28 protein-coding genes, 1 pseudogene and 1 riboswitch are annotated in these 22,334 nt (G+C 32.4%); of the genes and pseudogenes, 24 read left to right on the forward strand and 5 right to left on the reverse strand.

Annotation, left to right across the window (positions count from 1 at the left end):
* Positions 1-17 precede the first annotated feature (17 nt).
* A riboswitch (Fluoride riboswitch) is annotated at positions 18-80 on the forward strand.
* A 75-nt stretch (positions 81-155) separates the two neighbouring features.
* A complete protein-coding gene (eno, locus tag H0I41_RS04455) occupies positions 156-1,442 on the forward strand; it encodes a phosphopyruvate hydratase (protein WP_135014229.1) in 1,287 nt (428 codons plus the stop codon).
* A gap of 89 nt (positions 1,443-1,531) precedes the next feature.
* Here eno and H0I41_RS04460 read toward each other — a convergent pair whose 3' ends face one another.
* Positions 1,532-2,713 carry an MFS transporter gene (locus tag H0I41_RS04460; protein WP_011162074.1) on the reverse strand — a complete coding sequence of 394 codons (1,182 nt, stop codon included), beginning with the start codon at positions 2,711-2,713 and terminating at the stop codon, positions 1,532-1,534.
* A gap of 178 nt (positions 2,714-2,891) precedes the next feature.
* Between H0I41_RS04460 and H0I41_RS04465 the strand changes: the two genes are divergently transcribed.
* Positions 2,892-3,374 carry a nitroreductase family protein gene (locus H0I41_RS04465; protein ID WP_011162073.1) on the forward strand — a complete coding sequence of 161 codons (483 nt, stop codon included), beginning with the start codon at positions 2,892-2,894 and terminating at the stop codon, positions 3,372-3,374.
* A gap of 64 nt (positions 3,375-3,438) precedes the next feature.
* On the opposite strand, the pseudogene H0I41_RS04470 reads toward H0I41_RS04465, so the two are convergent.
* Positions 3,439-5,016: pseudogene (locus H0I41_RS04470) on the reverse strand (ATP-binding cassette domain-containing protein).
* Positions 5,017-5,189: 173 nt separating this feature from the next.
* Here H0I41_RS04470 and H0I41_RS04475 point away from each other — a divergent pair.
* The gene (locus H0I41_RS04475) at positions 5,190-5,525 is read left to right on the forward strand and encodes a hypothetical protein (protein WP_135014230.1); all 336 of its coding nucleotides are present in this window, start codon (positions 5,190-5,192) and stop codon (positions 5,523-5,525) included.
* 184 nt (positions 5,526-5,709) lie between these two features.
* On the opposite strand, the gene H0I41_RS04480 is transcribed toward H0I41_RS04475, so the two are convergent.
* Together H0I41_RS04480 and H0I41_RS04485 are read right to left on the reverse strand one after the other, a co-directional pair.
* Positions 5,710-5,943, reverse strand: a complete 234-nt coding sequence (locus H0I41_RS04480) for a type II toxin-antitoxin system RelB/DinJ family antitoxin (RefSeq protein WP_228099716.1) — start codon at positions 5,941-5,943, stop codon at positions 5,710-5,712.
* Between the two features lie 121 nt (positions 5,944-6,064).
* Complete coding sequence (locus H0I41_RS04485) at positions 6,065-6,526, reverse strand: hypothetical protein (RefSeq protein ID WP_135014231.1); 462 nt, start codon at positions 6,524-6,526, stop codon at positions 6,065-6,067.
* A gap of 95 nt (positions 6,527-6,621) precedes the next feature.
* Here H0I41_RS04485 and H0I41_RS04490 point away from each other — a divergent pair, with 95 nt between their 5' ends.
* The 20 genes from H0I41_RS04490 to H0I41_RS04580 all read left to right on the forward strand — a co-directional run bounded on the left by H0I41_RS04490 (position 6,622) and on the right by H0I41_RS04580 (position 20,328).
* Positions 6,622-7,074 carry a GNAT family N-acetyltransferase gene (locus H0I41_RS04490; protein ID WP_162222175.1) on the forward strand — a complete coding sequence of 151 codons (453 nt, stop codon included), beginning with the start codon at positions 6,622-6,624 and terminating at the stop codon, positions 7,072-7,074.
* 20 nt (positions 7,075-7,094) lie between these two features.
* Positions 7,095-7,556, forward strand: coding sequence for an HIT family protein (locus H0I41_RS04495; RefSeq protein WP_135014232.1), 462 nt, complete (start codon positions 7,095-7,097; stop codon positions 7,554-7,556).
* 15 nt (positions 7,557-7,571) lie between these two features.
* The gene (locus H0I41_RS04500) at positions 7,572-7,868 is read left to right on the forward strand and encodes a MazG-like family protein (RefSeq protein WP_095183143.1); all 297 of its coding nucleotides are present in this window, start codon (positions 7,572-7,574) and stop codon (positions 7,866-7,868) included.
* Between the two features lie 3 nt (positions 7,869-7,871).
* The gene (locus H0I41_RS04505) at positions 7,872-8,234 is read left to right on the forward strand and encodes a DUF6176 family protein (protein WP_087713021.1); all 363 of its coding nucleotides are present in this window, start codon (positions 7,872-7,874) and stop codon (positions 8,232-8,234) included.
* Positions 8,231-9,022 (forward strand): tyrosine-protein phosphatase, encoded by a 792-nt coding sequence (locus H0I41_RS04510; RefSeq protein ID WP_087713020.1) that lies wholly within the window; start codon positions 8,231-8,233, stop codon positions 9,020-9,022. The genes H0I41_RS04505 and H0I41_RS04510 overlap by 4 nt, the downstream gene beginning before the upstream one ends.
* Positions 9,023-9,123: 101 nt before the next feature.
* A complete protein-coding gene (locus H0I41_RS04515; RefSeq protein ID WP_087713019.1) occupies positions 9,124-9,417 on the forward strand; it encodes a hypothetical protein in 294 nt (97 codons plus the stop codon).
* A gap of 139 nt (positions 9,418-9,556) precedes the next feature.
* Complete coding sequence (locus H0I41_RS04520) at positions 9,557-11,764, forward strand: phospholipase D family protein (RefSeq protein ID WP_135014233.1); 2,208 nt, start codon at positions 9,557-9,559, stop codon at positions 11,762-11,764.
* A 51-nt stretch (positions 11,765-11,815) separates the two neighbouring features.
* On the forward strand, positions 11,816-12,562 hold the full coding sequence (locus H0I41_RS04525; protein WP_135014234.1) for an alpha/beta hydrolase family protein: 747 nt from the start codon (positions 11,816-11,818) through the stop codon (positions 12,560-12,562).
* A 148-nt stretch (positions 12,563-12,710) separates the two neighbouring features.
* The gene (locus H0I41_RS04530; protein WP_011162056.1) at positions 12,711-13,232 is read left to right on the forward strand and encodes a GNAT family N-acetyltransferase; all 522 of its coding nucleotides are present in this window, start codon (positions 12,711-12,713) and stop codon (positions 13,230-13,232) included.
* Between the two features lie 17 nt (positions 13,233-13,249).
* On the forward strand, positions 13,250-13,747 hold the full coding sequence (locus tag H0I41_RS04535; RefSeq protein ID WP_011162055.1) for a GNAT family N-acetyltransferase: 498 nt from the start codon (positions 13,250-13,252) through the stop codon (positions 13,745-13,747).
* Positions 13,737-14,351 carry an NUDIX hydrolase N-terminal domain-containing protein gene (locus tag H0I41_RS04540; RefSeq protein ID WP_011162054.1) on the forward strand — a complete coding sequence of 205 codons (615 nt, stop codon included), beginning with the start codon at positions 13,737-13,739 and terminating at the stop codon, positions 14,349-14,351. Before H0I41_RS04535 ends, H0I41_RS04540 begins: the two co-directional genes overlap by 11 nt.
* A 14-nt stretch (positions 14,352-14,365) precedes the next feature.
* Positions 14,366-15,139, forward strand: coding sequence for an alpha/beta fold hydrolase (locus tag H0I41_RS04545; protein WP_135014235.1), 774 nt, complete (start codon positions 14,366-14,368; stop codon positions 15,137-15,139).
* Between the two features lie 28 nt (positions 15,140-15,167).
* Positions 15,168-15,833, forward strand: a complete 666-nt coding sequence (locus H0I41_RS09385) for an MFS transporter (RefSeq protein ID WP_044496704.1) — start codon at positions 15,168-15,170, stop codon at positions 15,831-15,833.
* A 209-nt stretch (positions 15,834-16,042) separates the two neighbouring features.
* Entirely contained in the window at positions 16,043-16,345 is a 303-nt protein-coding gene (locus H0I41_RS09390; protein WP_228099717.1) for a hypothetical protein, read from the forward strand.
* 36 nt (positions 16,346-16,381) lie between these two features.
* The gene (locus H0I41_RS04555; protein WP_180320534.1) at positions 16,382-16,885 is read left to right on the forward strand and encodes a kinase; all 504 of its coding nucleotides are present in this window, start codon (positions 16,382-16,384) and stop codon (positions 16,883-16,885) included.
* Entirely contained in the window at positions 16,869-17,690 is an 822-nt protein-coding gene (locus H0I41_RS04560; RefSeq protein ID WP_011162049.1) for a phosphotransferase, read from the forward strand. Before H0I41_RS04555 ends, H0I41_RS04560 begins: the two co-directional genes overlap by 17 nt.
* The gene (locus tag H0I41_RS04565; RefSeq protein WP_182094599.1) at positions 17,691-18,155 is read left to right on the forward strand and encodes an NUDIX hydrolase; all 465 of its coding nucleotides are present in this window, start codon (positions 17,691-17,693) and stop codon (positions 18,153-18,155) included. It abuts the gene before it with no gap.
* Positions 18,156-18,311: 156 nt separating this feature from the next.
* On the forward strand, positions 18,312-19,091 hold the full coding sequence (locus H0I41_RS04570; RefSeq protein WP_135014236.1) for a nucleoside phosphorylase: 780 nt from the start codon (positions 18,312-18,314) through the stop codon (positions 19,089-19,091).
* Between the two features lie 12 nt (positions 19,092-19,103).
* Positions 19,104-19,886: a nucleoside phosphorylase gene (locus H0I41_RS04575; protein WP_011162046.1), complete on the forward strand. Its 783-nt coding sequence runs from the start codon at positions 19,104-19,106 to the stop codon at positions 19,884-19,886.
* The gene (locus tag H0I41_RS04580; RefSeq protein WP_011162045.1) at positions 19,879-20,328 is read left to right on the forward strand and encodes an ASCH domain-containing protein; all 450 of its coding nucleotides are present in this window, start codon (positions 19,879-19,881) and stop codon (positions 20,326-20,328) included. Before H0I41_RS04575 ends, H0I41_RS04580 begins: the two co-directional genes overlap by 8 nt.
* Before the next feature lie 140 nt (positions 20,329-20,468).
* Here the strand turns inward: H0I41_RS04580 and H0I41_RS04585 are convergent, their stop codons facing one another.
* A complete protein-coding gene (locus tag H0I41_RS04585) occupies positions 20,469-21,320 on the reverse strand; it encodes a bifunctional methylenetetrahydrofolate dehydrogenase/methenyltetrahydrofolate cyclohydrolase (protein WP_011162044.1) in 852 nt (283 codons plus the stop codon).
* A 611-nt stretch (positions 21,321-21,931) separates the two neighbouring features.
* Here H0I41_RS04585 and rbsD point away from each other — a divergent pair.
* Complete coding sequence (rbsD, locus tag H0I41_RS04590; RefSeq protein WP_011162043.1) at positions 21,932-22,327, forward strand: D-ribose pyranase; 396 nt, start codon at positions 21,932-21,934, stop codon at positions 22,325-22,327.
* Positions 22,328-22,334 lie beyond the last annotated feature (7 nt).

Here is a 22,334-nt window from a genome sequence, read left to right on the forward strand (position 1 = left end):
GGTATGATGAAAGTGTAAATTGAATAGGTGATGACGTTCACCAATTAAACTGAGCAAAATCTAACGACGTCTACTTCCTACAAACTCTTTTTGAGTAGCGGGTGGTAGGGGTCGTATTTATTTTGCTCTTTTTTGTATATCAGGAGGTATTTGAAATGACTGTTTATGTAGAAAAAGTTAGAGCATTAGAGATTTTTGATTCAAGAGGCAATCCAACTGTAGAAGTTCATGCTTATTTATCTGACGGGACAGTAGCTAAAGCTGAAGTTCCTTCGGGCGCTTCAACAGGTGAAAAAGAAGCCGTTGAATTAAGGGATGGCGGCAACCGTCTTCAAGGAAAGGGAGTAACTCAAGCTGTTACAAATGTAAATGGTCCAATCAATGATGCTCTTAAGGGCTTGAGTCCTTACAATCAGGCAGAGATTGACCGGACAATGATTAAACTAGATGGAACCCTAAATAAAGCTAAATTAGGAGCTAATGCAATCTTAGGTACTTCAATGGCAATTGCACGCGCAGCAGCTAGGTCAAAAGATGAACCACTATATCGTTATCTTGGGGGATGTGAGTTAGAAATGCCACAAACTTTTCATAATGTAATTAATGGAGGGAAGCATGCTGATAATGGAATTGATATTCAAGAATTTATGATTACTCCTGTTGCTAAAAATTCATTCCGTGATGGTTTTGAAAAGATAGTTAACACATACCATGCATTAAAAGCTGTAATTGAAGAAGCTGGATTTGAAACTGGATTGGGAGATGAAGGTGGTTTTGCTCCAAACCTTAATAGTTCTGAAGAAGCCTTAAAGATGCTGCGAAAAGCTATTATTAAAGCAGGTTATAAACCTGGAAAAGACATTGCAATTGCTTTTGATGCTGCAGCAAGTTCTTTCTATAATACTGAAGATGGAAAATATCATTTCGAAGGTCATATCTGGAATGGGGAAGAAATGCTTCAATATTATGATAAATTATTAAAAGAATTCCCAGAGATTATTTCTTGCGAGGATCCTTTTGATGAAAACGATTGGGAGAACTTTGAAAAATTTACTGCTAAATTTGGCTCTACTCATCAAGTCGTTGCGGATGATAATGTATGCACCAATCCTAAACTTGTTAGAAAAGCGATTAAGGATAAATTATGTAACTCTATTTTAATTAAACTTAATCAAATAGGTACTATTACAGAAACTCTTGAAACAATTCGTTTAGCTAGAAAGAACAATATGACAACGATGGTATCTCACCGTTCCGGTGAAACAGGTGATACATTTATTGCTGACTTTACAGTTGCTACCAATGCAGGTCAACTGAAATCTGGGGCACCAGCAAGATCAGAAAGAGTAGAGAAATATAATCGATTACTTGAGATTGAAAATCAAATCGGTGTTGAAAATGAAAGATTGAATCATTTTCCAAATAATGTAGATTTTGATTAGTTAAAAGTTTGAGTGATAAAAAATACTGCTAAATCAAGGCCTAATAACCTTTAGATTCAGCAGCATTTTTTAGATTAATATTAAAGTATTTAATACTTATGTTTTAGATTGGCGTACATATTTCTAGCAATTTCAATTAAGGTTACGATTCCAAAGAAGATAGCTGAGGAAAGTAGAGCTTTATCTGAATTCTTAGCGATGATTGAAATAACAAATGGAGAAATTACAGCACCAATGTCCATCATAATTAAGCATAACGTAGTAGCAAGATTACTTAATTGGTCAGGAACACTTAAGGAGATAGCCTTAAAGATGTATGGCATCACAATTCCAAAACCTGCTCCAAGTACAATACATCCCACTACTAGCACATAGGTATTTCTTGCACTACTGATTAAGTAAAATCCAAGTGCATTTAAAAGCATACATAGAATCCATACCCACTTGTGTAGTTTAGTATAAAGCCAATTAAATGCGATGCCACATGGAATACCAGTAATAGCAATTATTGCTAGCATTAATGAAGCCATACTTTCATTTCCTAAATGGAAATCTACTATGAAACTAGGAAGTTTGTAAGCAAGAGCCATGTAGAAAATGTAAATTAGTAGGGTAAGAATACTAAGGTAAATAATGTTTGGATTAAAAGCTTGTTTTATATTAGAAAGAGAAAAATGTTTTCCAGAAGAATGCTTAGTTTTCTTAGGAACTTTAATAAAGTGTTCAAACATAAAAAATACGGGAATGGCAAGAATGTATACCCAGAAAACAGCGTGCCAAGATAATGTTACTAGATAACAAATAATAAAGGCAGAAGCGATGTAGCCCACATCGTTCATAATGTTTTGGAACCCTAATAGGCGATTGAGTTCAGTTTTACTATTTTCATAAATCATCATAATTAAACTTACGGCTAAGGAGTTATAAATCCCAATCCCTAAACCAAGTAAGATGCGGAGAATAAATATTAGCCAAAAACTATTAATAATTACTGGTAATGTTCCACAAATTCCAACAAGAGCTAATCCAACTAAAATTACATTTTTTCTACCAATTTTTTTAACTAGAAAAGGATTTATTAAAAGACCAAATATTTCTCCAAAATTGGGAATAGTAGTAAGTAATTCAACAGTAACACGAGGAATATTAGGGAATGCCTTTTCGATTAGAGGAAGAGCCGGGGAAATAACAGAGGGCATCATAATAAAGAGAGAAATTGCTAGTAAAGTGGCTTTAAATATTGGCTTAGATACCTCTTTTTCAATATCCATAATTATCGTCCTTTCTTTGACAATATTGCTTTCACCGTCATTCTAACAAAGATAGGTAGAAGAAGAAAAAATAACTATCAAAAGCTTCAATTAATGATCTTTTATTACAATTTCTCTATGAGAGAGTAAAATAAACTTATATAGATGGTAAATAGTTTCACCTTAAAAGGAGAAAATTATGAACGCAATTTTTGAAAGAGAAGCAGTTAGAAAATATACTGATGAAAAAATAGATGAAGAAAAAATTCAAAAACTAATTAATGCGTTTCAAGCTTCACCTTGTGCCATGCATCAAACGGATGTCATGGAACTTAGTGTCATTACAAGCCCAGAACTACTTAAAAAGATAGAAGATAATACAAACAATTCTTGTTACAATGCGCCACTGATATTTATGATTAATACTAAAAAGGACAGTCAATTTGGTGAAAGGGATGCTTCTGTAGCAGCTGAGAATGTAATGGTAGAAGCGGCAGATTTAGGTTTAGGATCAGTTTATGTAATGGGTGGAGTATTTGCACTAAATAAGTTTCCTGAACTTCAAAAAGAATTGGGAATGGATGAGGGTTATGAACCTACTGTGCTTGTGCCAATTGGTTATCCAGCCGACAAAGAACAAGTAGAAGATAGACGTAATCGTTATAAAGTGGTTAGAAAATAAGTGAAAATATAGTAAAAAGGTACAGTGACGCTATATATAGTGGCTGTACCTTTTTAACTATATTTTATTTACTTAAATCAATAATTTTATCGAAAAGTTTCTTTTCTTGATCAGAAATTTTATGGGCTACTTCAATTACTGCAAAGTTAGGATTAGTTAGAAGTGTTTTATGAATTTGCAATGAAAGTTTATTATCTAACGCACTGGTTGCTTCATCAGCAAGTAAAATTGGTCTTTTAGCTAAAATAGCTCGAGCAATTTCAATTCTCTGAATTTGTCCTCCAGAAAGATTATTACCATTTTGACCAACTCGATAGTCAAATCCTTTGCTGTCAATTAATTCTGTCAGTCCGGCTAATTGAATCGCATTCATTAATTCATCTTTTGAATATTTTTAACCTAAAGTTAAGTTAAAAAGTAAACTCCGATCAAATATAAATGGCTTTTGGTTGATATAACCGAAATATTCATGTGCTTTGTTCCAGTTATCTTCTATATGTTGATCATCGATAATGATTGAACCAGAAGTTGGAGTAAGCTGTCCTACTAACAAGCGTAAGAGAGTAGTTTTACCAAAACCACTTGGAGCCATTAGTAATATTTTTTCGTTCTTTTCAAGCGTAAAGGATACATCGTTTAAAATTGATTTATCATTCACAATATATGTTAAATTTTCAATCTTTAATTGATTGAAGGATAAAAAAGATGAGGTAGGGGATGTATTTTTTGAGTGTAGTGCCTTTTCGATTTTGTCCCAGATTGGTTTAGTAGAACGTATTTGGTTAATCTGATCAAAAATCATTGTAATTGGATTAATAAAGTCATTAGATAATTGAACAATCATGACTAATGTACCAGCGCCAATTTGGCCATTGAACATTAGAATGGCCCCAACTAAAAATGGAACGATAAAGCTGAAGATATCTGCTATTGTAATAATTAAAGTAGAAATAGCTCCCTGGGTATAGTTCAAAGAACGCAATGCATTCTCCATTTGTTTTGCTTGTTTGATTACATAAGAAACAAGCGGCATTTCAACATCATAGAGCATCGCTGTTTTCGAACCATTAATAGCATCGGTAACGGCTTGAGTGTATTCGGCATTTTTTTCTTCCCAAATGCTAGCTTTATTTTGAATATCTTTTACAAATAATTTCTGAATAAGTCCTGGAATAATTGTAGTAATTACAAAAATTATCGTTAATAGCCAAGAATTTAATAATCCAACAACAATTGAAATAATAAAAGCTGTAGCTTCTGAGATAATCATTAATTCGTTTGTGGTTTTAAGTAACTCAATTTGCTTTAGGTCATTAGTCATTAAATTAAGACCCTCTTTTTGTGAATCAGCTTGTTGATTTACTAAGTAGTTGATAGTTTTATCCTTGAGCTTAATATTAGTATCCCGTGTAATATCGAAACGTAAATAACGATATCCAAAATTTAAGAACATAATGATAATTAAGGTAAGAGCTCCAAAAAGAGCAATAAAAATTAATTGATTTAATGTACCACGATGATATTGCGCACTGTTCAGCATTATCTTCGTGACATAAGCGATGACGACATTACCACAAGCACTTATGCAGGCTAAAAGGGCATAAAGTGCTAGCTTCTTTTTATTAGCAAACTTTAAGGACATAATATACCTTTCTAGACCCCATCAAAGTGACTTATTTAGTCGTCTCTTCTTTGATAAGAATAATATTAGCACACTTTATTAAATTATGAAAATAAAATTATAAAAAGTATTGCAAAAAATGTTATAAATTATTAATATAATCAAAAAGTTTGTTAATAGAAATAGGTGAAAAGATGAATACTTGGATAGATATGCATACCTTTATTCCATATTTATTTGCTTTTTTGTTTTGGGGCTTTCAAGACTTATTTAAGAAAATATCATGGAAATGGTACGTGGGTGCGATAATATTTACAGTAAGCTTAGCTTTGATTTTTCCTTTAGTTGGATTGAAATCATATGTTAATGAAATTGTAATTATTTCGGAATCATTGATGATTGTTTTTAGTTATAGATTAATGATCAAGAGATTAAGTGGACCAGTAACTTTCTTTTTAGGTTTGCTTGTTGGGTTATTTTGGGGAGTGGCATTATTTAGTTTAGTAGGAGTTATTTATAATATTAATTAATAATACGAAGTAGAATTGGGCTATGGAATATAGAAGAAGTAAACCTAAAATCAACAGATGATCATATACCAATAAAGAAGTTGACTAGTAATGAAATAAGTAGAAATACGGTTTTAATTGTTAATTCTTTAGAAGACAAAAAAACTGATGCATCAAAGTTTATTTAACAATGATGTATCAGTTTTTATTTAGAGTATTTTTCGGTCGTGTTAAGTTCTATGTTAGATTTCATTGTTGGAGAAATATCTGAATATCTTGATAAATTAACTGATATAGCGTTTTCGCTTACTACTCGCGTCAAAATCATTCTCATTGCTGAGGACCAATCAAGACCATATTCGTTAAAAACATCAGTTGCTTGTTTTTTAGATCTTCCGGTAATCTCAAACTTACGGTCGTTGTCATAATTTTCCTCCAAAAAATGTATTACAGTATAAACAGAGTAAAACAATTTTGATGAATATAAGAGACAATTATGTATGATTTGGAGAGAAGTTAGGGCATTTCAAAATGAATTAAAGGAAGATAAAGTTAATAATTTATTTTTCTGTGTCATCTAATTTTCTCCCGTATTTAACAATATAAAAAAGTTGAGTTACTAAGGTAATTAACCAAATTATTGTTAAAGTGCCTGAAATAGCAAAAAGTATATACGAAAATTGAGGGTCATCTTTTAATTGATGTGAGGCATAAATCATTAATATCAGACCGCACCAGAAGCTTAGATTGCTTATAAAGTCTAGTGATTTTGCTTTTGAATTTGTTTCAATTATTTTTAACTTAGAATCTTCTTCATTATGTTTATCATCACTGGTATTTTTAATTGCACTTCTGAAGTAATAAACAGCAGCACTGAGCAAAATGAGAATTTCGATTAGGGACCAGATAATAGATCTAGTAGAAGCGTGATCTTGTATCTGTAAATATAAGGCAAAAATTAATAGGCCAATACCGACTATTGAAACAATGGCTGCAAGGATGTACTTTATTTTATTTTTCATTTACTCGTCTCCAGTTTGTTATTGTAAAAATATAAAATTATGGTAGATTAATAATAAATAAAAAAACGATTAATGTAAATAGAATTAGGTTAAAAATGAGGCTAGAAATCAAATCTTATGAACGAAAATATTTTAATGAGTTGTGTTTAGTAATGGATAGAGCAAGAAAACAAGAACTTCAGAGTGAAGATTTGGAGGAGGTTTTTCTACCATTACGAGATGCACCATATTTAGGTTATTTTTTGTCTTGTAAAATTTATGTAGCGTTTGAGGATGGGGAATTAGCTGGATTTGTTGGTTTTCAGCCGAGAGAGTTAAGTTTTATTTATGTTGATCCAATTTATCAAAGTAAGGGGATTGCGACTGAGTTAATTAAAAAAGCCTTAACTGAGTTAGAGAGACCCGTTAGATTAGAAGTATTTACTGATAATGAACGAGCAAAAGCTTTATACAGGAAATTTGGTTTTGAGAGAGTAAATACACTTACTGAAAAGTGGTCCGATGAATTTCCTATCGCTTTTTCACAGGACACGATGGAATTGAGATAAACAAGAAATGGGGAAAATCTATGTGTCTAATTTGTGAACGAATTGAAATGATTAAAGATAATGAAAATAAATTCTTTGTGAAAGAGTTAAAAACAGGTTATGTGGTATTGGGTGATAATCAACATTTTAGAGGCTACACGCTTTTTCTTTATAAAAAACATAAAAATGAACTATATGAGTTAGATTCGACTGAAAGGCAAGCTTTCTTAGAAGAAATGTCGTTAGTCGGTGAAGCAGTCTCAAAAGCTTTTGAATGTGAAAAAATGAATTATGAATTGCTGGGAAACGGTGATTCTCATTTGCATTGGCATTTGTTTCCAAGAGTGAGCGGAGATTTAGGAGAATATGGCTACCATGGCAAAGGGCCAGTATGGTGGTATCCACGAGAAAAAATGTATAGTGCAGAGAATGTATTGAATGATAAAGAGCTTGAAGAACTAAAGCAAAAGTTAAAGACTGAATTAGATAAGATGTATAAATGAAGGATTAAAAAATATATGCTTATTGACACTAAAAAATTACAAAAAGCTGTCCTTGAAAATAAGAAAAACCATAATTTTAATACTACTGATATTAAGTTTGAACTTCTTTCATTATACGGAGAAGTAAATGAACTTTTTCAGGCGTGGCTAAAGGATGATCCAGAGAACATCAATGAGGAATTGGCAGATGTTGCAATTTTTCTTTTAGGAATTTCCGAAATGGTAGGAAGCGATCTTGGCGAAGATATTCTTAAAAAGATGGAAATTAATAAAAGTCGAAAATACATTGATGGAAAAAAGGTTGAAGGATAGAAAATGACACAAATTGAATTAACTCGCTTTCGAATTAAGAAAGGTAAAGAGGAAAAAGCACAGGAGTGGATGAATTTTTTAAATGAGCATCACGTAGATACAGTTAAAACAATGGCTGCTGAAAAAATGTATGTTGAGACTGTCTTTAGTGAAAAGAATGAAGATGGATATACATATTTTTACTGGTATTCTGTCCAAGGCGAGAATGGTCAGAATGTTGAAGAATCAGAAAGCTATATAGATAAGAAACATATTGAGTATTGGGATGAATGTATTGATTCAACCTATCATCCAGTAGATATGAAAGTTCAGCAAAGTTTAATTACGCCAGAAATAGAGAAGATAATTAATGAGGATAATTCATGACAACAAATTTATTGCCAGTTAATAGTATCCTTAATCCCAGAGATTTGGGTGGAATAGTAGGATTAGATGGAAGAAAGATAAAAACACACCGGCTGATTAGAACGGGAACCCTTATCCGCATGTCCGATGAGGATATCCAATTTTTAAAAAATTACGGTTTAACAACAATCATTGATTTGCGATCAAAGAGTGAAAGAAAAGATCATCCCGATCCGCAAATTGAAGGTGTTAAAAATATTTCCTTGCCTCTTTCTGAAGAAGAAGGGACTTTAGGTGGGATTCAAGATTTATCACGAGAAGATGATTTATATCATCATGATCCTCATTCTGCCTTTAAAATGATGTGTGACCACTATAGGGATCATGTAGTAAAAGCTCATGATCAAAATACAGTTCGTCAGGTTTTAAGTATTTTAGCTGAAAAAGAAAAGGGAGCAACTATTTTTCATTGTACCGAAGGAAAAGATCGTACGGGTTTTGTAGTTTTATTCGTTTTATATATTTTAGGTGTTGATTTAGAAGTAATTCGTCAAGATTACTTAGCATCTAATTCCATTCTTTCCCATTATCGAGCAGAACGTGATAAAAAGTTTGAAAATACAGGTGAAAACCTTACCTTTAGGAGTAATATGCGAATCTTAAGTTCTGCTTCTGATTCCTTTTTTGATACGGTATTACTTACAATCGAAGAGCAATATCAAACCATGGATGCATATTTGAAAAAGGTGTTGGATGTGACACCTGAATTAAGAGATCGTTTACGTGAGCTTTATTTAGAAAAAAAGTGAGTTTTAGAAAAACATTTTTATGAAGTAATACATAATTTCAGATCATAGTTTTAACTTAAGAGTCATTAGACAGAACGGAGTTTACAAAAGGAGTAAGATAAATGGAATTAGAAGTACATATGCTTGTCCCTTATTTATTAGCCAGCGTATATTTTATTTTTCAAGATTGGTTTCAAAATATCGCTTTAAAATGGTATGGTATCGCAATAATTGCGATCGTGACTATTTGTTGGATATTTAGTATACGAATCCATCTTAATATAATTCAGATTGGTGCAGAGCTGATTCAAATAATATTAGCTTACCTTTTATTAACAAGAAAATTCAGTAAATTAACTACTTTTGGATTAATTATGATAATCGGTATTGTAACTACAGTTGCTATTTTTTGTTAATTCGTGGAAAAATAATTAAAGATAAAAATAAACTAAGAAAAGGTATTCTTAGTTTATTTTTTCGTTTTAAAAACTATGATATAATTTCTATGTAAGCGATACGAACATATGTGCGAAAATAAAAAGAAAGGGGATAAATATGCTAACAATTTATGATTTAAAGAATAATGTAATGCTTAAACAACCAGATTTCTTTAAGTTGGTCGAAGGATATGACTCTTTTAAGGGAGTTAGTTTTGTTGGAAGTTTTAAAATAATAGAGAAAGAGCTTTTGCCACGCTTTAAACAGATTGATCTAATTTTAGGGATGGAAGATCAGAAAACTGGTAAGAATTTAGATCAATTATTAAATGTCTCTAATAAAGTAAAGCAGCTATTGTCTTTAAGTCGGGATTCGGACTTTTTAGATCGAATTGAAAATCAAACTTTAAATTTAAGATTCACTAAGGATGAACTTTTTCATAGTAAATATTTTATTATTGAAAATGATACTGATTTCATTATTTTCAATGGTTCAATGAATCTTACTAAAAAAGCTTTAAAGCAAAATCATGAAATGCTTTGGATGTATGAAGGTAAGAAGAATGATTTACAGGATTTAAAAATCTATGAAGAGCATCAAAAGCTTTTTAAGAAGAATTTCGAAGAAGATAGTGTTGAATACTTAGATAGAAAAATTATCAATAATCTATATGGTAAAACTAAAAAGCAAATTACTGCAATTATTGCAGATGAAGTAGTAGATAAAGTTCAACAAAATATTGTTGAAGTAAATCCGGAGGATATTGTAAAGATTACTAAGGATGCTGCTAGAAAAGAAGAAACTTATGAGCTCCATCCTGAGACTGTTCAAAAAGTAGCTAAGCAACTTTTTACGGAAAAGGGTAATAAACGAAGAAATGAAGAAAAGGTCCGTGAAGAAGTTAAGAAAATTGTCTATCAAGACTTTAGTGATGCATCTCAAAACCGTGTAATAAAAGCTAGCACTCTATATCCTAAACCAGTTTGGGCTTATCAAGATAATAATATTATTGTTGAAGATACAAACACTAATTTATTTCATTCGCTTGAAGTTAATTCGGACATAGTTAGTGAGGATGATGTTCGTACTTTTGTTAGAATTATTGAAAGCTTTAAATTGAATAAGGTAAAAGATGAAAGTCACCAGGCACTTTCTGCATTTATTTATCTGATGACTGCTCCAATGATTTGGAAAATTCGTGAAATTTATCGTAAATCTAATTTTTCAAAAAGTGCTGATCAGATTCCTCTTTCGATGGTGTTAATTGGACGAGGCACTACTGGGAAAACGTTGTTAGTGCGAGATTATTTTAAGAAATTTACTGGAGATAAGTCCCATAGTTTGCAATACACTGAAATTAATGATGGTAATGGTGCTAGAACCGATAAAGCAGTTAGATTTTTAGATAATTATTTGCATTCTCAGCGTTTTATTTCTCCGATGATTGTCGATGAATTGAATAGTAATTTTTTACATAGTAAAGTGGCCCTTAATGCAATTAAGCAATGGTCTAATACTATTAAAGGAATTCATAATGTTAATATCTTTGCGATGAACCATAATGCAGGTAGTAAAGAAATTAACAATCTTGAAGAAATTACCAAGCGTGTATATTACTTATCCTTTGAAGCTCCATGGCTTCCATCAAATCAACAAGAAATTAACTATAATATGTTAATTAATGATAATAATGACCATATTTATCGCTATGTAGTTTCTGAACTCAATAAGCGTTTAGTACATCTTACAGGTGAAGAAGAGGCAAATCTAATTGAAGATTATTTGAGCTTAACTAAAGAAATCTTAGGAAACCTTTTGAAGAAATATGGCTATTATAATCGCTTAAAGAATATTTTAGGAGCTAACTACGATTATAAAATTGATCGCAATCGTATTACGTGGAAAATGTTAATTCTTGATGATCATTATGAACATATTGCGTTTACTGATGGAGATGATAAGTATTTCCATGTTTCAAAAGCAATTTTTAATGATTTTAAAGCCAATGGATATGAGAATATTAATCAAACTCTAGATAATTACTTTAATATGTTCCCACGAGAAGGCGGTATTGCAATTGAGCAATACGGTAATGGAATGCGTCTTGATATTGACAAGTTTGATAAGTTCATTGGTGAGCCATTAATTAGAAAGCACTATGAACGAATACATAAAGATGAAAAGCAGCAAGATAATGTGGCTGCTTTACTTAAAGCTCAAGTTGAGCAGAATAAGATGATGCAAGAAGCAGTTGAAAAGTTAACTGAACAAAAAGAGCAAGAAAATAAGAAAAAAGGTTTTATTTCTCGTCTATTTAATCGTTAGCAATTACGCTGAACCTAAGTTATAAACTATAATTAACTTGAGGTGAAGAAAATGGAGACTACAATTAAACGTGATGGTCTAAACTTACATGGTTTACTTGAAGGAACCGATAAGATTGAAAATGATACGATTGCTATTTTAATGCATGGTTTTAAAGGTGATTTGGGTTATGATGACAGCAAGATTTTGTATGCTCTCTCTCACTACTTAAATGATCAAGGCCTCCCAACAATTCGTTTTGACTTTGATGGATGCGGAAAAAGTGATGGTAAATTTGAAGATATGACTGTCTATAGCGAAATCCTAGATGGGATAAAAATATTAGATTATGTTCGTAATACTGTTAAGGCAAAACATATCTATTTAGTGGGACACTCCCAAGGTGGAGTAGTAGCGTCAATGCTGGCTGGATATTATCGAGATGTTATTGAAAAATTGGCTTTACTCGCTCCTGCAGCAACTCTTAAGTCTGATGCTTTAGATGGAGTTTGTCAGGGTAGTACTTATGATCCAACGCATATCCCTGAAACTGTCAATGTTAGTGGCTTTGAAGTAGGAGGAGCTTACTTTAGAACGGCTCAATTATTGCCTATTTATCAAACAGCGGAACATTATAATAGGGAAACTTTATTGATTCATGGCTTAGCAGATAAAGTCGTGTCACCTAATGCTTCAAGAAAATTTCATACACTTTTGCCTAAAAGTGAGCTCCATTTAATTCCAGATGAGGGTCACATGTTTAACGGAAAAAATAGACCTGAAGTATTAAAATTAGTTGGTGAGTTTTTAATAAAATAAAAGTATATTATTATGATAAGCAGAGATTAGTTAGTGGATCTCTGCTTATTTTTTATGAATAATTATTATGATTTTACTCTTGAAATATTAAATGTACTTAAGTAAAATTTAATGTAATTTAACCGTTAAGAGAAGAGGAGCTGCGTATATGAAACATATCGCATTTGTTTTACATAATTTTTCAACTGGAAATAAGAAGATTGAATTAGTTTTACCAGAAGTCTGGCAAGCCGCTTCTCTGTTTGATCAACTTCAAAAGAATTTTGTCGAATTTTCTAAATACTTAGAGTGGGTTGAAAAAATCGGTTCTGCCCGAGATGAAGCTGCATCAATTAAAATGTTTCAAGAAAAGATGGTTGCTGGGGAGGCATTCAATTTAGTTATCTTAGTTGAGGGTGTCCCTAGTGGAATGATTGATTTGCACGAATTGAATCAAAGATCAGGTGAAGTAGGTTATTGGCTTTCTGGGGATGCTCAGCATTTAGGAATTATGACTAAATCGGTTGAGTTTTTAGTAGAGTATGCTTTTAAACAGCTGAATTTAGAATTTTTAATTTTACGAACAGCTCAAGATAACTTAGCTAGTCAACATGTGGCTCAGCGTGCAGGATTTGAATATATGAAAGATGATGAAAATGATCATAAAGTCTTTGTATTGAAGAACGAGTAAAATCAGGAGGAACAGGTATGGAATTTAAGAAGATAACAAACAAAAATTTATGGGATGTTGTCAATCTTCAAGTTAAAGCAAATCAAAAGACATATGTTGCGACTAATACAGTTAGTTTATTAGAAGCTTATGCTACTCAGAATGAAAATGAACGAGTTGAAACTTTTGCTGTGTATGAAAAAGATATATTAGTTGGTTTTATCATGATTAACTTTAATGTATTCAATTGGGACGGAGCACCAAAAGTAGCTCGTAATAATTATTGTATCTGGCGATTTATGATTGACCAAAGATACCAAGGAAAAGGATTGGGCAAAAAAGCACTAAATAAACTTATTGATTATATAAGAGCAAAGCCTCTAGGCGAAGGTAAAAAAATATATTTGTCCTATGTACCTGGAAACGAATGGGCGGAAAAATTATACAAAGAAGCTGGGTTTGTTCCGAATGGAGAAAAAGATGGGGAAGAAATTGTGTTAGTACTCGATTTAGGTGGTGAAAATAATGACAGATAAACTTGTTGATTGGGCTATGCGTCTTCAAAGCTTAGCGCAAGCTGGATTAACATATGGAAAAGATAGTTTTGATCTTGAGAGGTATCAAGAAATTCGAGATATTTCAGCTGAAATGATGGTTGAGAAGTCAGATTTACCAATTGAGAAGGTAAAAAATCTATTTTGTAATGAAGTAGGCTATCAAACTCCTAAGATAGGAACTCGGGCAGCTATTTTTAAAGATAATAAAATGTTGCTGGTCCAAGAAAGCGATGGCTTATGGTCGATTCCTGGTGGCTGGTGTGAGATAAATTTATCAGTTAAAGAGAATGTGATTAAAGAAATCAAAGAAGAGGCTGGCATTGATATTACGGTTGAAAAGCTAATTGCAATTCATGATAGTAATAAGCACTATAAAGGGATGTATCCTTATGGAATTAGTACAGTATTTTTCTTATGTAAGCCAGCTGGTGGAGGTTTTAAAGAAAACGACGAAACTATTGCAAGTGGTTATTTTGCGTTAGAGGATTTACCCGAGTTGAGTGAAGATAAGGGATCACGTGAGCAGGTAGAAATGTGCTTTAAGGCATATCGTGATTCACATTGGCAAGCGGAGTTTGAATAGAAAGGGATAATTTTATGCAACGAAAAGATGTTGAAACTGAATTAGGTAAAATTAATTTTGTGTATCGAAAGGGTGAGCCATTAATTGTTTGTTTGAATAGCTTTGGCAGCTTTGATACAGCACAATCTTTTTTAAAGATAATAGATTCTTTACCAGAAAACTACGGGATATTTGCTCCAGATTATTTGAATAGTGGTTTCAGTGGTAAATCGCTAAAAGGCTATACCATCGCTGATGAAGCTAATGAATTAGCAAGTATTATTAATACCTTTAAAGCAAAAAGAGTTATTATTTTAGCTCATAGCATCGGTGGTGTTTATATGATGCCGATGAAAGATAAAATAAATAATTTGAAGGCTTTTGTTGGAATTGAACCAACTACTAGAGAAATAATTTTGAATCCGCCTAAAGAAGCTGCTTATATTGAAAAAAGCAAGGATATGGAAAAGTTAGAAGATCAAATTAGAGCTGATTTATCAAATATTCTTACTCCGGAAGAAAATAAAGACTTTTGGGATACTACGGAGCAAAATGTGCAGAAGTTCGATGAAAAAGATAATCAAAATGCCCAAGCTGCTCTTGAAAATGATTCCTATTGGAAAAACGATCTAAAATTAGATGACGATATTACTAGTGTGTTGATTACTGAAGAGTATCGTCAAAAAGAATATAAACGTTCTGAATATGCTTCAAAAAATTCTAAAGTTGTTTCATTAGGGACATATCACTATATTCATTTTGAATACCCACGAGAGATTGCAAATATAGTGAAAGATGTTGCTGAATAAGGATAGAGAAACTGAAAGGTTGATGATTATGAAATCAAAAAGTGTAAGCTTTAAAATTGCAGTTTTATTTTTAACTTTTACGGCAGTGTTTACACTATTCCGATCATCAATGTCAGGAATATTTTCATTATTCTATGCTAAAAATGGTATCCCGAATGCTAATATTAGTTCAATAAAATCCTTTCAAAATATTGGTATCATGCTAGGGTTGCTACCAGCAGGATATTTAGCAGATAGAATTGGAAGGCTAAAAGTTCTATCTTTATCTTCAATAGTTATTGCGAGTAGTTTTTTAATCCTAATTCTATTTAGAAACTTTTTGTTCTTTTCTTTAGCGGAACTCTTATATGGACTTGGACTTGCACTTAATTCTGGGACACTCATTGCCTATATGACTGACTTGCAAGAGCAAAATCATCTTTCTCCGAATAGCAAATTAATGGGGATGCAAGTTATCATCCTAAATTTAACCACCTTAATAGGTGGAAATATTGGCACTGGGCTCTTTGCAATTACAGATACTGCACCAGTTTGGTTTGCATTGATTGGCTTAGGATTATATCCTGCGTTTATTTTTTTCATGATACAGTTTTTATCTTTTTCGGATAATAAGGCATCACATAAGCGGAAAAATAATATTAAAAATATTGCTAGTTTCTTTAAAAAAGAAATTTCTGGATATTGTTGTTGCTGAATGTTGGATATGATTGTGGAACGCAATTTATTCTAATATATTGGTCGATTATCTACGTTGAAAAATTAGGCTTTAACTTATCTCTTGTCTATACCTTGTTTATGTGTGCACTTATTTTAGGCTCACTCATATTTAATAGGATATCAACATTTGCTAGTTCAAGAAGTATCACGATATTAAATGCAGTGTGCATGATTTTGGTGTTTGTTTTGAGTGGAATTATAGAAAATAAATATTTGTTGTTGACCCTTTTTCTATTAATTGAATTATTAATGGGGATGATGTCAGGACAGATTTCTGCTACTAGTAATGAAGCAATTTATGGAGAAAGCAACAAATCCACTATGCTTTCGACAGTTTCATTTATTGCTGAAATTTTAGTCAGTCTTTCTTTATTTGTAAGTAACGCAATTATGAAGTGGGCTGGAAATTTAAAAGTAATGTTTTTTGTATCAGCAGCTTACTTCAGCATTGTTTTATTAATAATTCCGTTGATAAAGCAGAAGGAATAACTTAGCAAATTTACGTTTAAGAAAGAAGTGATTGTTTTGCCTAAATTAATTATCATCAGAGGTAATTCTGGTAGTGGAAAAACTACTCTTGCCAGGGAAATCCATAATCGCTTGCCACGAAATACCTTACTTATTTCGCAAGATACAGTTAGACGAGATATGCTGCGAGTTAAGGATGGAAAAAACACTTTAGGGTTGCCATTATTTAAAGACCTCCTTCAATATGGCTATCAATATTGTAATTACGTAATTTTAGAAGGAATTCTGAATGCGGAATGGTATGAACCCTTGTTTAAGTTAGCTCAACAACTTTTTGGTGATGAAATTTTTGCCTACTATTTTAATATTCCTTTTGAAGAAACAATATTGCGGCATCAACAAAGGCACATTAGTTCTTTTAGAGAAAAACAAATGCGTTTGTGGTGGAAAGAAAAAGATTATATAAATTTTATTTCTGAAACTAGGTTTTCTAGTCAAACAACTTTAAGGCAAGAAATTGAAAAGATTATGAAGGATATTGGCTATGTCAACAATCATTGATCAATTAAATAAGCGGTTGAAATCTAACTTACACGCAATTAATCATGAATCACTTAACAGCACTTTTGTTGGCTATAGTAATTTATATCGGCAATCGATTTTTGTAAAACAATTTGCAAAAGAGCAAGGTTATTACACTGAAAAGATGGTTACAAATCAGTTAAATGATCGAGTTTTAGACGGTTTTTCTCTTAATAATACGTTTATTTTAGTGTTAAAAGATTGCTCACCAAAAGATATAGGAGAAAAGATTGATTCGAATCTGGCTTTTGAGATGGGACAAGTATTAGGAGAGTATCATTTAAAGGTGAAACCATTTATAAGAATTAAACTTGTTAACGGACAGTTTGATGATTATCTGGCTGAAATAGATTCTTTTAAAGAAAGTTCATACAAAAGAAGATTGAAGAAACTTACTAGTAAATTTCTACCTTATGAAAATGAAATTAAGTTAGAATTATCTCAACATTCAAAATTTGTCTTGCATGGTGATGTGGGCCTTAGAAACTATAAATATGTTGATAGTAAGCTAGCACTTATTGACTTTGAAAAAGCACGTTTAGGGCCAGTATATCAAGATTTTATAAAACTGTTTTACCAAGACTTTGGTTTAAATGAAGGATTGATTCAATCATTTCTGGCGGGGTATTCAAGTGAGAATCCTAATTATCACTTATCTGACTTAACAAAACAATATTTGATTTTTACTACTGCAGTGGGCATTTTTAACTATACTGAAAAAATTGAGGATCTGGCTTTCAGACATATTGGAGAGACAATGTTAGACACGATTGAGAAGAAATAGATGGAACAAGATTACATTAAAAACTTGCGTAAAAAGGTAGGCCATGAACCACTAATTTTAAATTTTGCTGGTGGAGTTTTAGTTAACGATCAAGATGAAATTTTGTTGCAGAAAAGGTCAGATTTTAAGTCATGGGGTCTGCCAGGTGGAGCAATGGAATTTGGAGAATCTGCTCAAGAGACATGTATGCGTGAATTTTTAGAAGAAACAGGATTGAAAGTGAAAGTTAAATCTTTGCTAGGAATTTCGACAGATTTTATCCAGCATTATCTTAATGGGGATGTAGCCCAAGCTGTCGTAATTGAATTCTTGGTAGAGCTAGTAGGCAAAACGAATAAGAAACCAGATTCAGAAACATTGGAGTTAAAATATTTTCCTAAAGATAATTTACCGGATATTTTTAATAAGCAGCATTTAAAGTTTATTGAGCATTACTATCAAGGTGATTATCCATTTTTTGAATAGGAGTATGTATGAAAGAAGAGCGATGTATTTTACAAATAGATAAAGATCCCAAAGCTGTTATTGAACCCGATTATGAAAAACAACCGTTTAAATTTCATTTCGGCGTGGATTAGAAATTTGCTTTGAGATATTACAAAAATTGTAGAAGGAGTAGGTATGAAAGAAGAGACAGGACAACCATTTATTTTAGATTTTGATGGGAATCATCATGCCGTGCTTGAACCAGATTTTGAAGACTTACCGTTCCACTTTCATCCCAAATTACTTTACGCCTTTGTTCCTAAAGAAGAAATTGATTCTTTTTTAGATCAATATCCTCATCGCACGCTAGGAAGTTTCCGCACTATTTCGTTTAGACCTAAAATTTATGAGGTCAAAATTGAAAATAAATATTTTACATTATGCCAAGCACCATTAGGCGCCCCAGCAGCTACAAAATTGCTTGATTGGTTAATTAATTATGGAGTTAAACAAGTTTTAGCGATTGGTAATGCTGGTGCATTAAATGATTTACCAGAAAATACAATGCTCATTCCTACAAAAGCAATTCGAGGAGAGGGAACTTCATTTTATTACTTAAAACCTAGTCAGTTTGTAGAACTAGAGCATGCATACTTGTCTCAAGTTGAAAGAGTAATTTCAGAATTAGGCTATAAATACGATGAAATTACGACTTGGACGACTGATGGTTTTTTCAGAGAAACACCAAAAAAAGTTGCACACTTTCGTCAATTAGGAGCCGATACGGTTGAAATGGAATGTGCAGCTTTAGCAGCCTGCGCACAATTTAGAAAAGTAGATTTTGCTCAACTTTTATTTACCGGAGACTCATTAGCACAAATGGAAAACTACAATCGCCGAGGTTGGGGACGTAAATCATATGGAATTGGATTAGAAATTGGATCTAAAGTTCTAAGTAAATTAAGTCCAAAATAGGGAGAAATAATTATGACAGAAAAAACAGAACAACCGTTTATTTTAAACTTTGACTCAAATCATCATGCAGTAATTGAACCAGATCATGATCAGGCACCATTTCGTTTTCACTCACGCTTGCTTTACGCATTTGTTCCTAAAAATGAAATTGATGCTTTTTTAGATCAACATCTTCACCGCACTATAGGTGAATTTGAGTCAGTATCTTTTAGTCCTAAGATTTATGAAGTTGAATTAAACGGTGAATATTTTACTTTATGTCAAGCACCGCTTGGAGGACCGGCTTCGGTCCAATTACTTGATTGGTTGATTAGTTATGGCGTGAAACAAGTTTTAACTGTTGGTAATGCGGGGGCGTTAACTGATTTACCAGAAAATGAGATGTTACTAGTCAAATGGGCAATTCGCGATGAAGGAACGTCTTTTCATTATATGGAGCCAGGTCAATTTATCGATTTGAATCAGAATTTCTTAAAACAGGTAGAAGATGTATTAGCTACTTTAAATCTTAAATATGATGAAATTACAACTTGGACAACTGATGGCTTCTTTAGAGAAACGCCAAAAAAAGTTGCACACTTTCGTCAATTAGGAGCTGCTACTGTTGAAATGGAATGTGCATCTTTGGCGGCTTGTGCGCAATTCAGAAAAGTGGATTTCGCTCAAATTTTATTTACTGCTGATACATTGGCTGATATAGAAAACTATGATGAACGCGACTGGGGGTATGAATCTCACAGTGCGGGGCTAGAGATTGGATCGAAAGTTTTAACAAAATTAGGTAAAAATGAATAAACAATTGAAACAATTTTGGGAAGATTTTTGTCAAAAACATAACTTAGAATGTGATACTCCGGTAGAAGCATGGGCTTTTGGAGCAACTGCTGAAGATGCAGACGAATTGGCTGACTTGGTAAACCGAAGGATAAAAACAGCTACCACATCTGCCTATGAATTTTATGATAAAAATGAAAAACTACCCCAAGTAGGTGAGTGGAGTATTGTTTTGAATAGTAAAGAAGAACCTGTTTGTGTTATTCAAGATAAGGTAGTGGAAATTATACCTTATGATTTAATTTCTAAAGAACACGCCTACCATGAAGGTGAGGGTGATCGAAGTTATGAATATTGGCGTCGAACCCATGATGATTTTTTTGATTGGGAATATCAAGAGGTGGGTAAAGAATTTTATCCTCAAGCACCAATGGTATGTGAAGTTTTTGAAAAGGTAGAGTAAAAATCTTGGTCAATCTTTTGACTACCATGATTCACAGACCATTAAACAAATCTTTGGCTCTAGCTTGAATCAATTGAGATAGAGAAAGTAATAGAAGAGAAAAAGACGTTAAGCAATGTAATACTGTTTAACGTCTTTTTCTATTTATTCCATTCAGCCAAATCGACCGTTTGTTGCATTAAAGTTGCGATAGTCATTGGACCTACTCCACCAGGAACTGGGGTGATATTTTTAGCAACTTCTTTGACATCATCAAAATCGACATCCCCAACTAAATAATGATTTGCCATTCGATTAATCCCCACATCAATCACGGTTGCGCCAGGTTTAACCTGATCTTTCTTAATCAAATTAGGTTTGCCAGCAGCCACAACTAAAATATCAGCATGTTTAGTGTAATAATCGATATTATCAGTGTGTAAACTTACCATAGTGACGGTCGCATTTTCATTAATGAGGAGCGATTGAAGAGGGCGACTTACTAAGATACTGCGGCCGACAATTGTGACATTTAAGCCTTCAATTTTATCTAAGTAAGTATGAAGCAAAGTCATAATTCCGCGGGAAGTACAAGAAACGGGGTAGTGCCCTTCTTCATTGTTATAGAGTTTTCCAACGTTTTTTGAATTAAAACCATCCACATCTTTTTCAGGAGCAATTGCTTCAATTAGTTCAGTTTGATTAAGATGCTTAGGCAAAGGAAGCTGAATTAAAATCGCGTGAATAGTTGGATCATCATTGTAGTGATGAATTGCTTGTAAAACTTCAGCTTGACTGACATCTTTTGGAAATTTTCTCAAGATAGATTTCATGCCTAACTTTTCAGCATTTTTCTGTTTATTACGTGTATAAATTACACTAGCCGGATCATCTCCTACAAGAATAACTACAATTCCTGGAATTATCCCTTCTTCTTTTAATTTATCAACTCTGGTTTTGGTTTCTTGATTAAGTTGTTTGGCAATTTGACGGCCGTTAATAATATTTGTCACTAATGAAAACGCTCCTTTCAAAAAATACTACTTTAGAGCAGAAAATTTGTATTCAAAGTTCCTTTAATAAATCTATAGAATATCTATTAAGTCATCAAGTAAAAGTTTGTAGACAACTCCAGATATTTTCCAATTGAAAATATATTCTTTTCTTGACTCTCTAGTTGCTATAGACTTTATCATACAATTAAAAGGAGTGAATTTCTAATGATGCGTAGTAATCTTCTTTACAGAAAGACAAAAAGGTATTCTTAAGTATAAGATTGAAAAAGGAAATGTCCTAAATTTTGAAAGGGCTAAGGAATGGATTAAAGAAAATAATTTTGATTATATTTATATTCACTTAGATGTCGATGTGATGAGTCCAGAACCCAATAATCCAGAAAATGTATAATCTGATGGGAAATACAAAAATCTTTTTTGACGAGTAGAATAATTTAATAAGCATAGAACCACCTAGGAACTCTTAGGTGGTTTTTATACAAGATTAAGGAGGTAGGGGAGAGAAGCGAGTAAAATAAATTCGGTACATAAACTGCTTTAAAAGTGTTAATATTAAAAAGAGATATTAGAATATTAGTAAATACGTTTTAAGAAGAGGATTAATAACTATGAAAAAAACTGGCGTAATGAATTCTAATATTTCAAGAGTAATTGCGGACATGGGCCACATGGATTGGCTAGGAGTTGGAGATGCTGGTACTCCAGTTCCAGCTGAGACTGAAAAGATTGATTTATCTGTACGTCCAGGCTTGCCATCATTTATTGATGTTCTAGAAGAAGTCTTGAAAGAATTAGAAGTTCAAAAAATGTATATTGCAGAGGAAATTAAAACTGAAAATCCAAAGCAATTAGAAGCTATTAAGAGGACAGTTCCGAATGTTGAGATTGAATTTATTCCTCATTCAGAACTAAAGAAGGATTTAAAGTCTTCTAAAGCATTTATTAGAACTGGTGAAGAAACTCCATATTCTAATGTAATTTTGGAAAGTGGAGTAGTTTTTTAAAGTAGAT

It is taken from the genome of Lactobacillus johnsonii (assembly GCF_014058685.1).
Taxonomy (GTDB): Bacteria; Bacillota; Bacilli; order Lactobacillales; family Lactobacillaceae; genus Lactobacillus.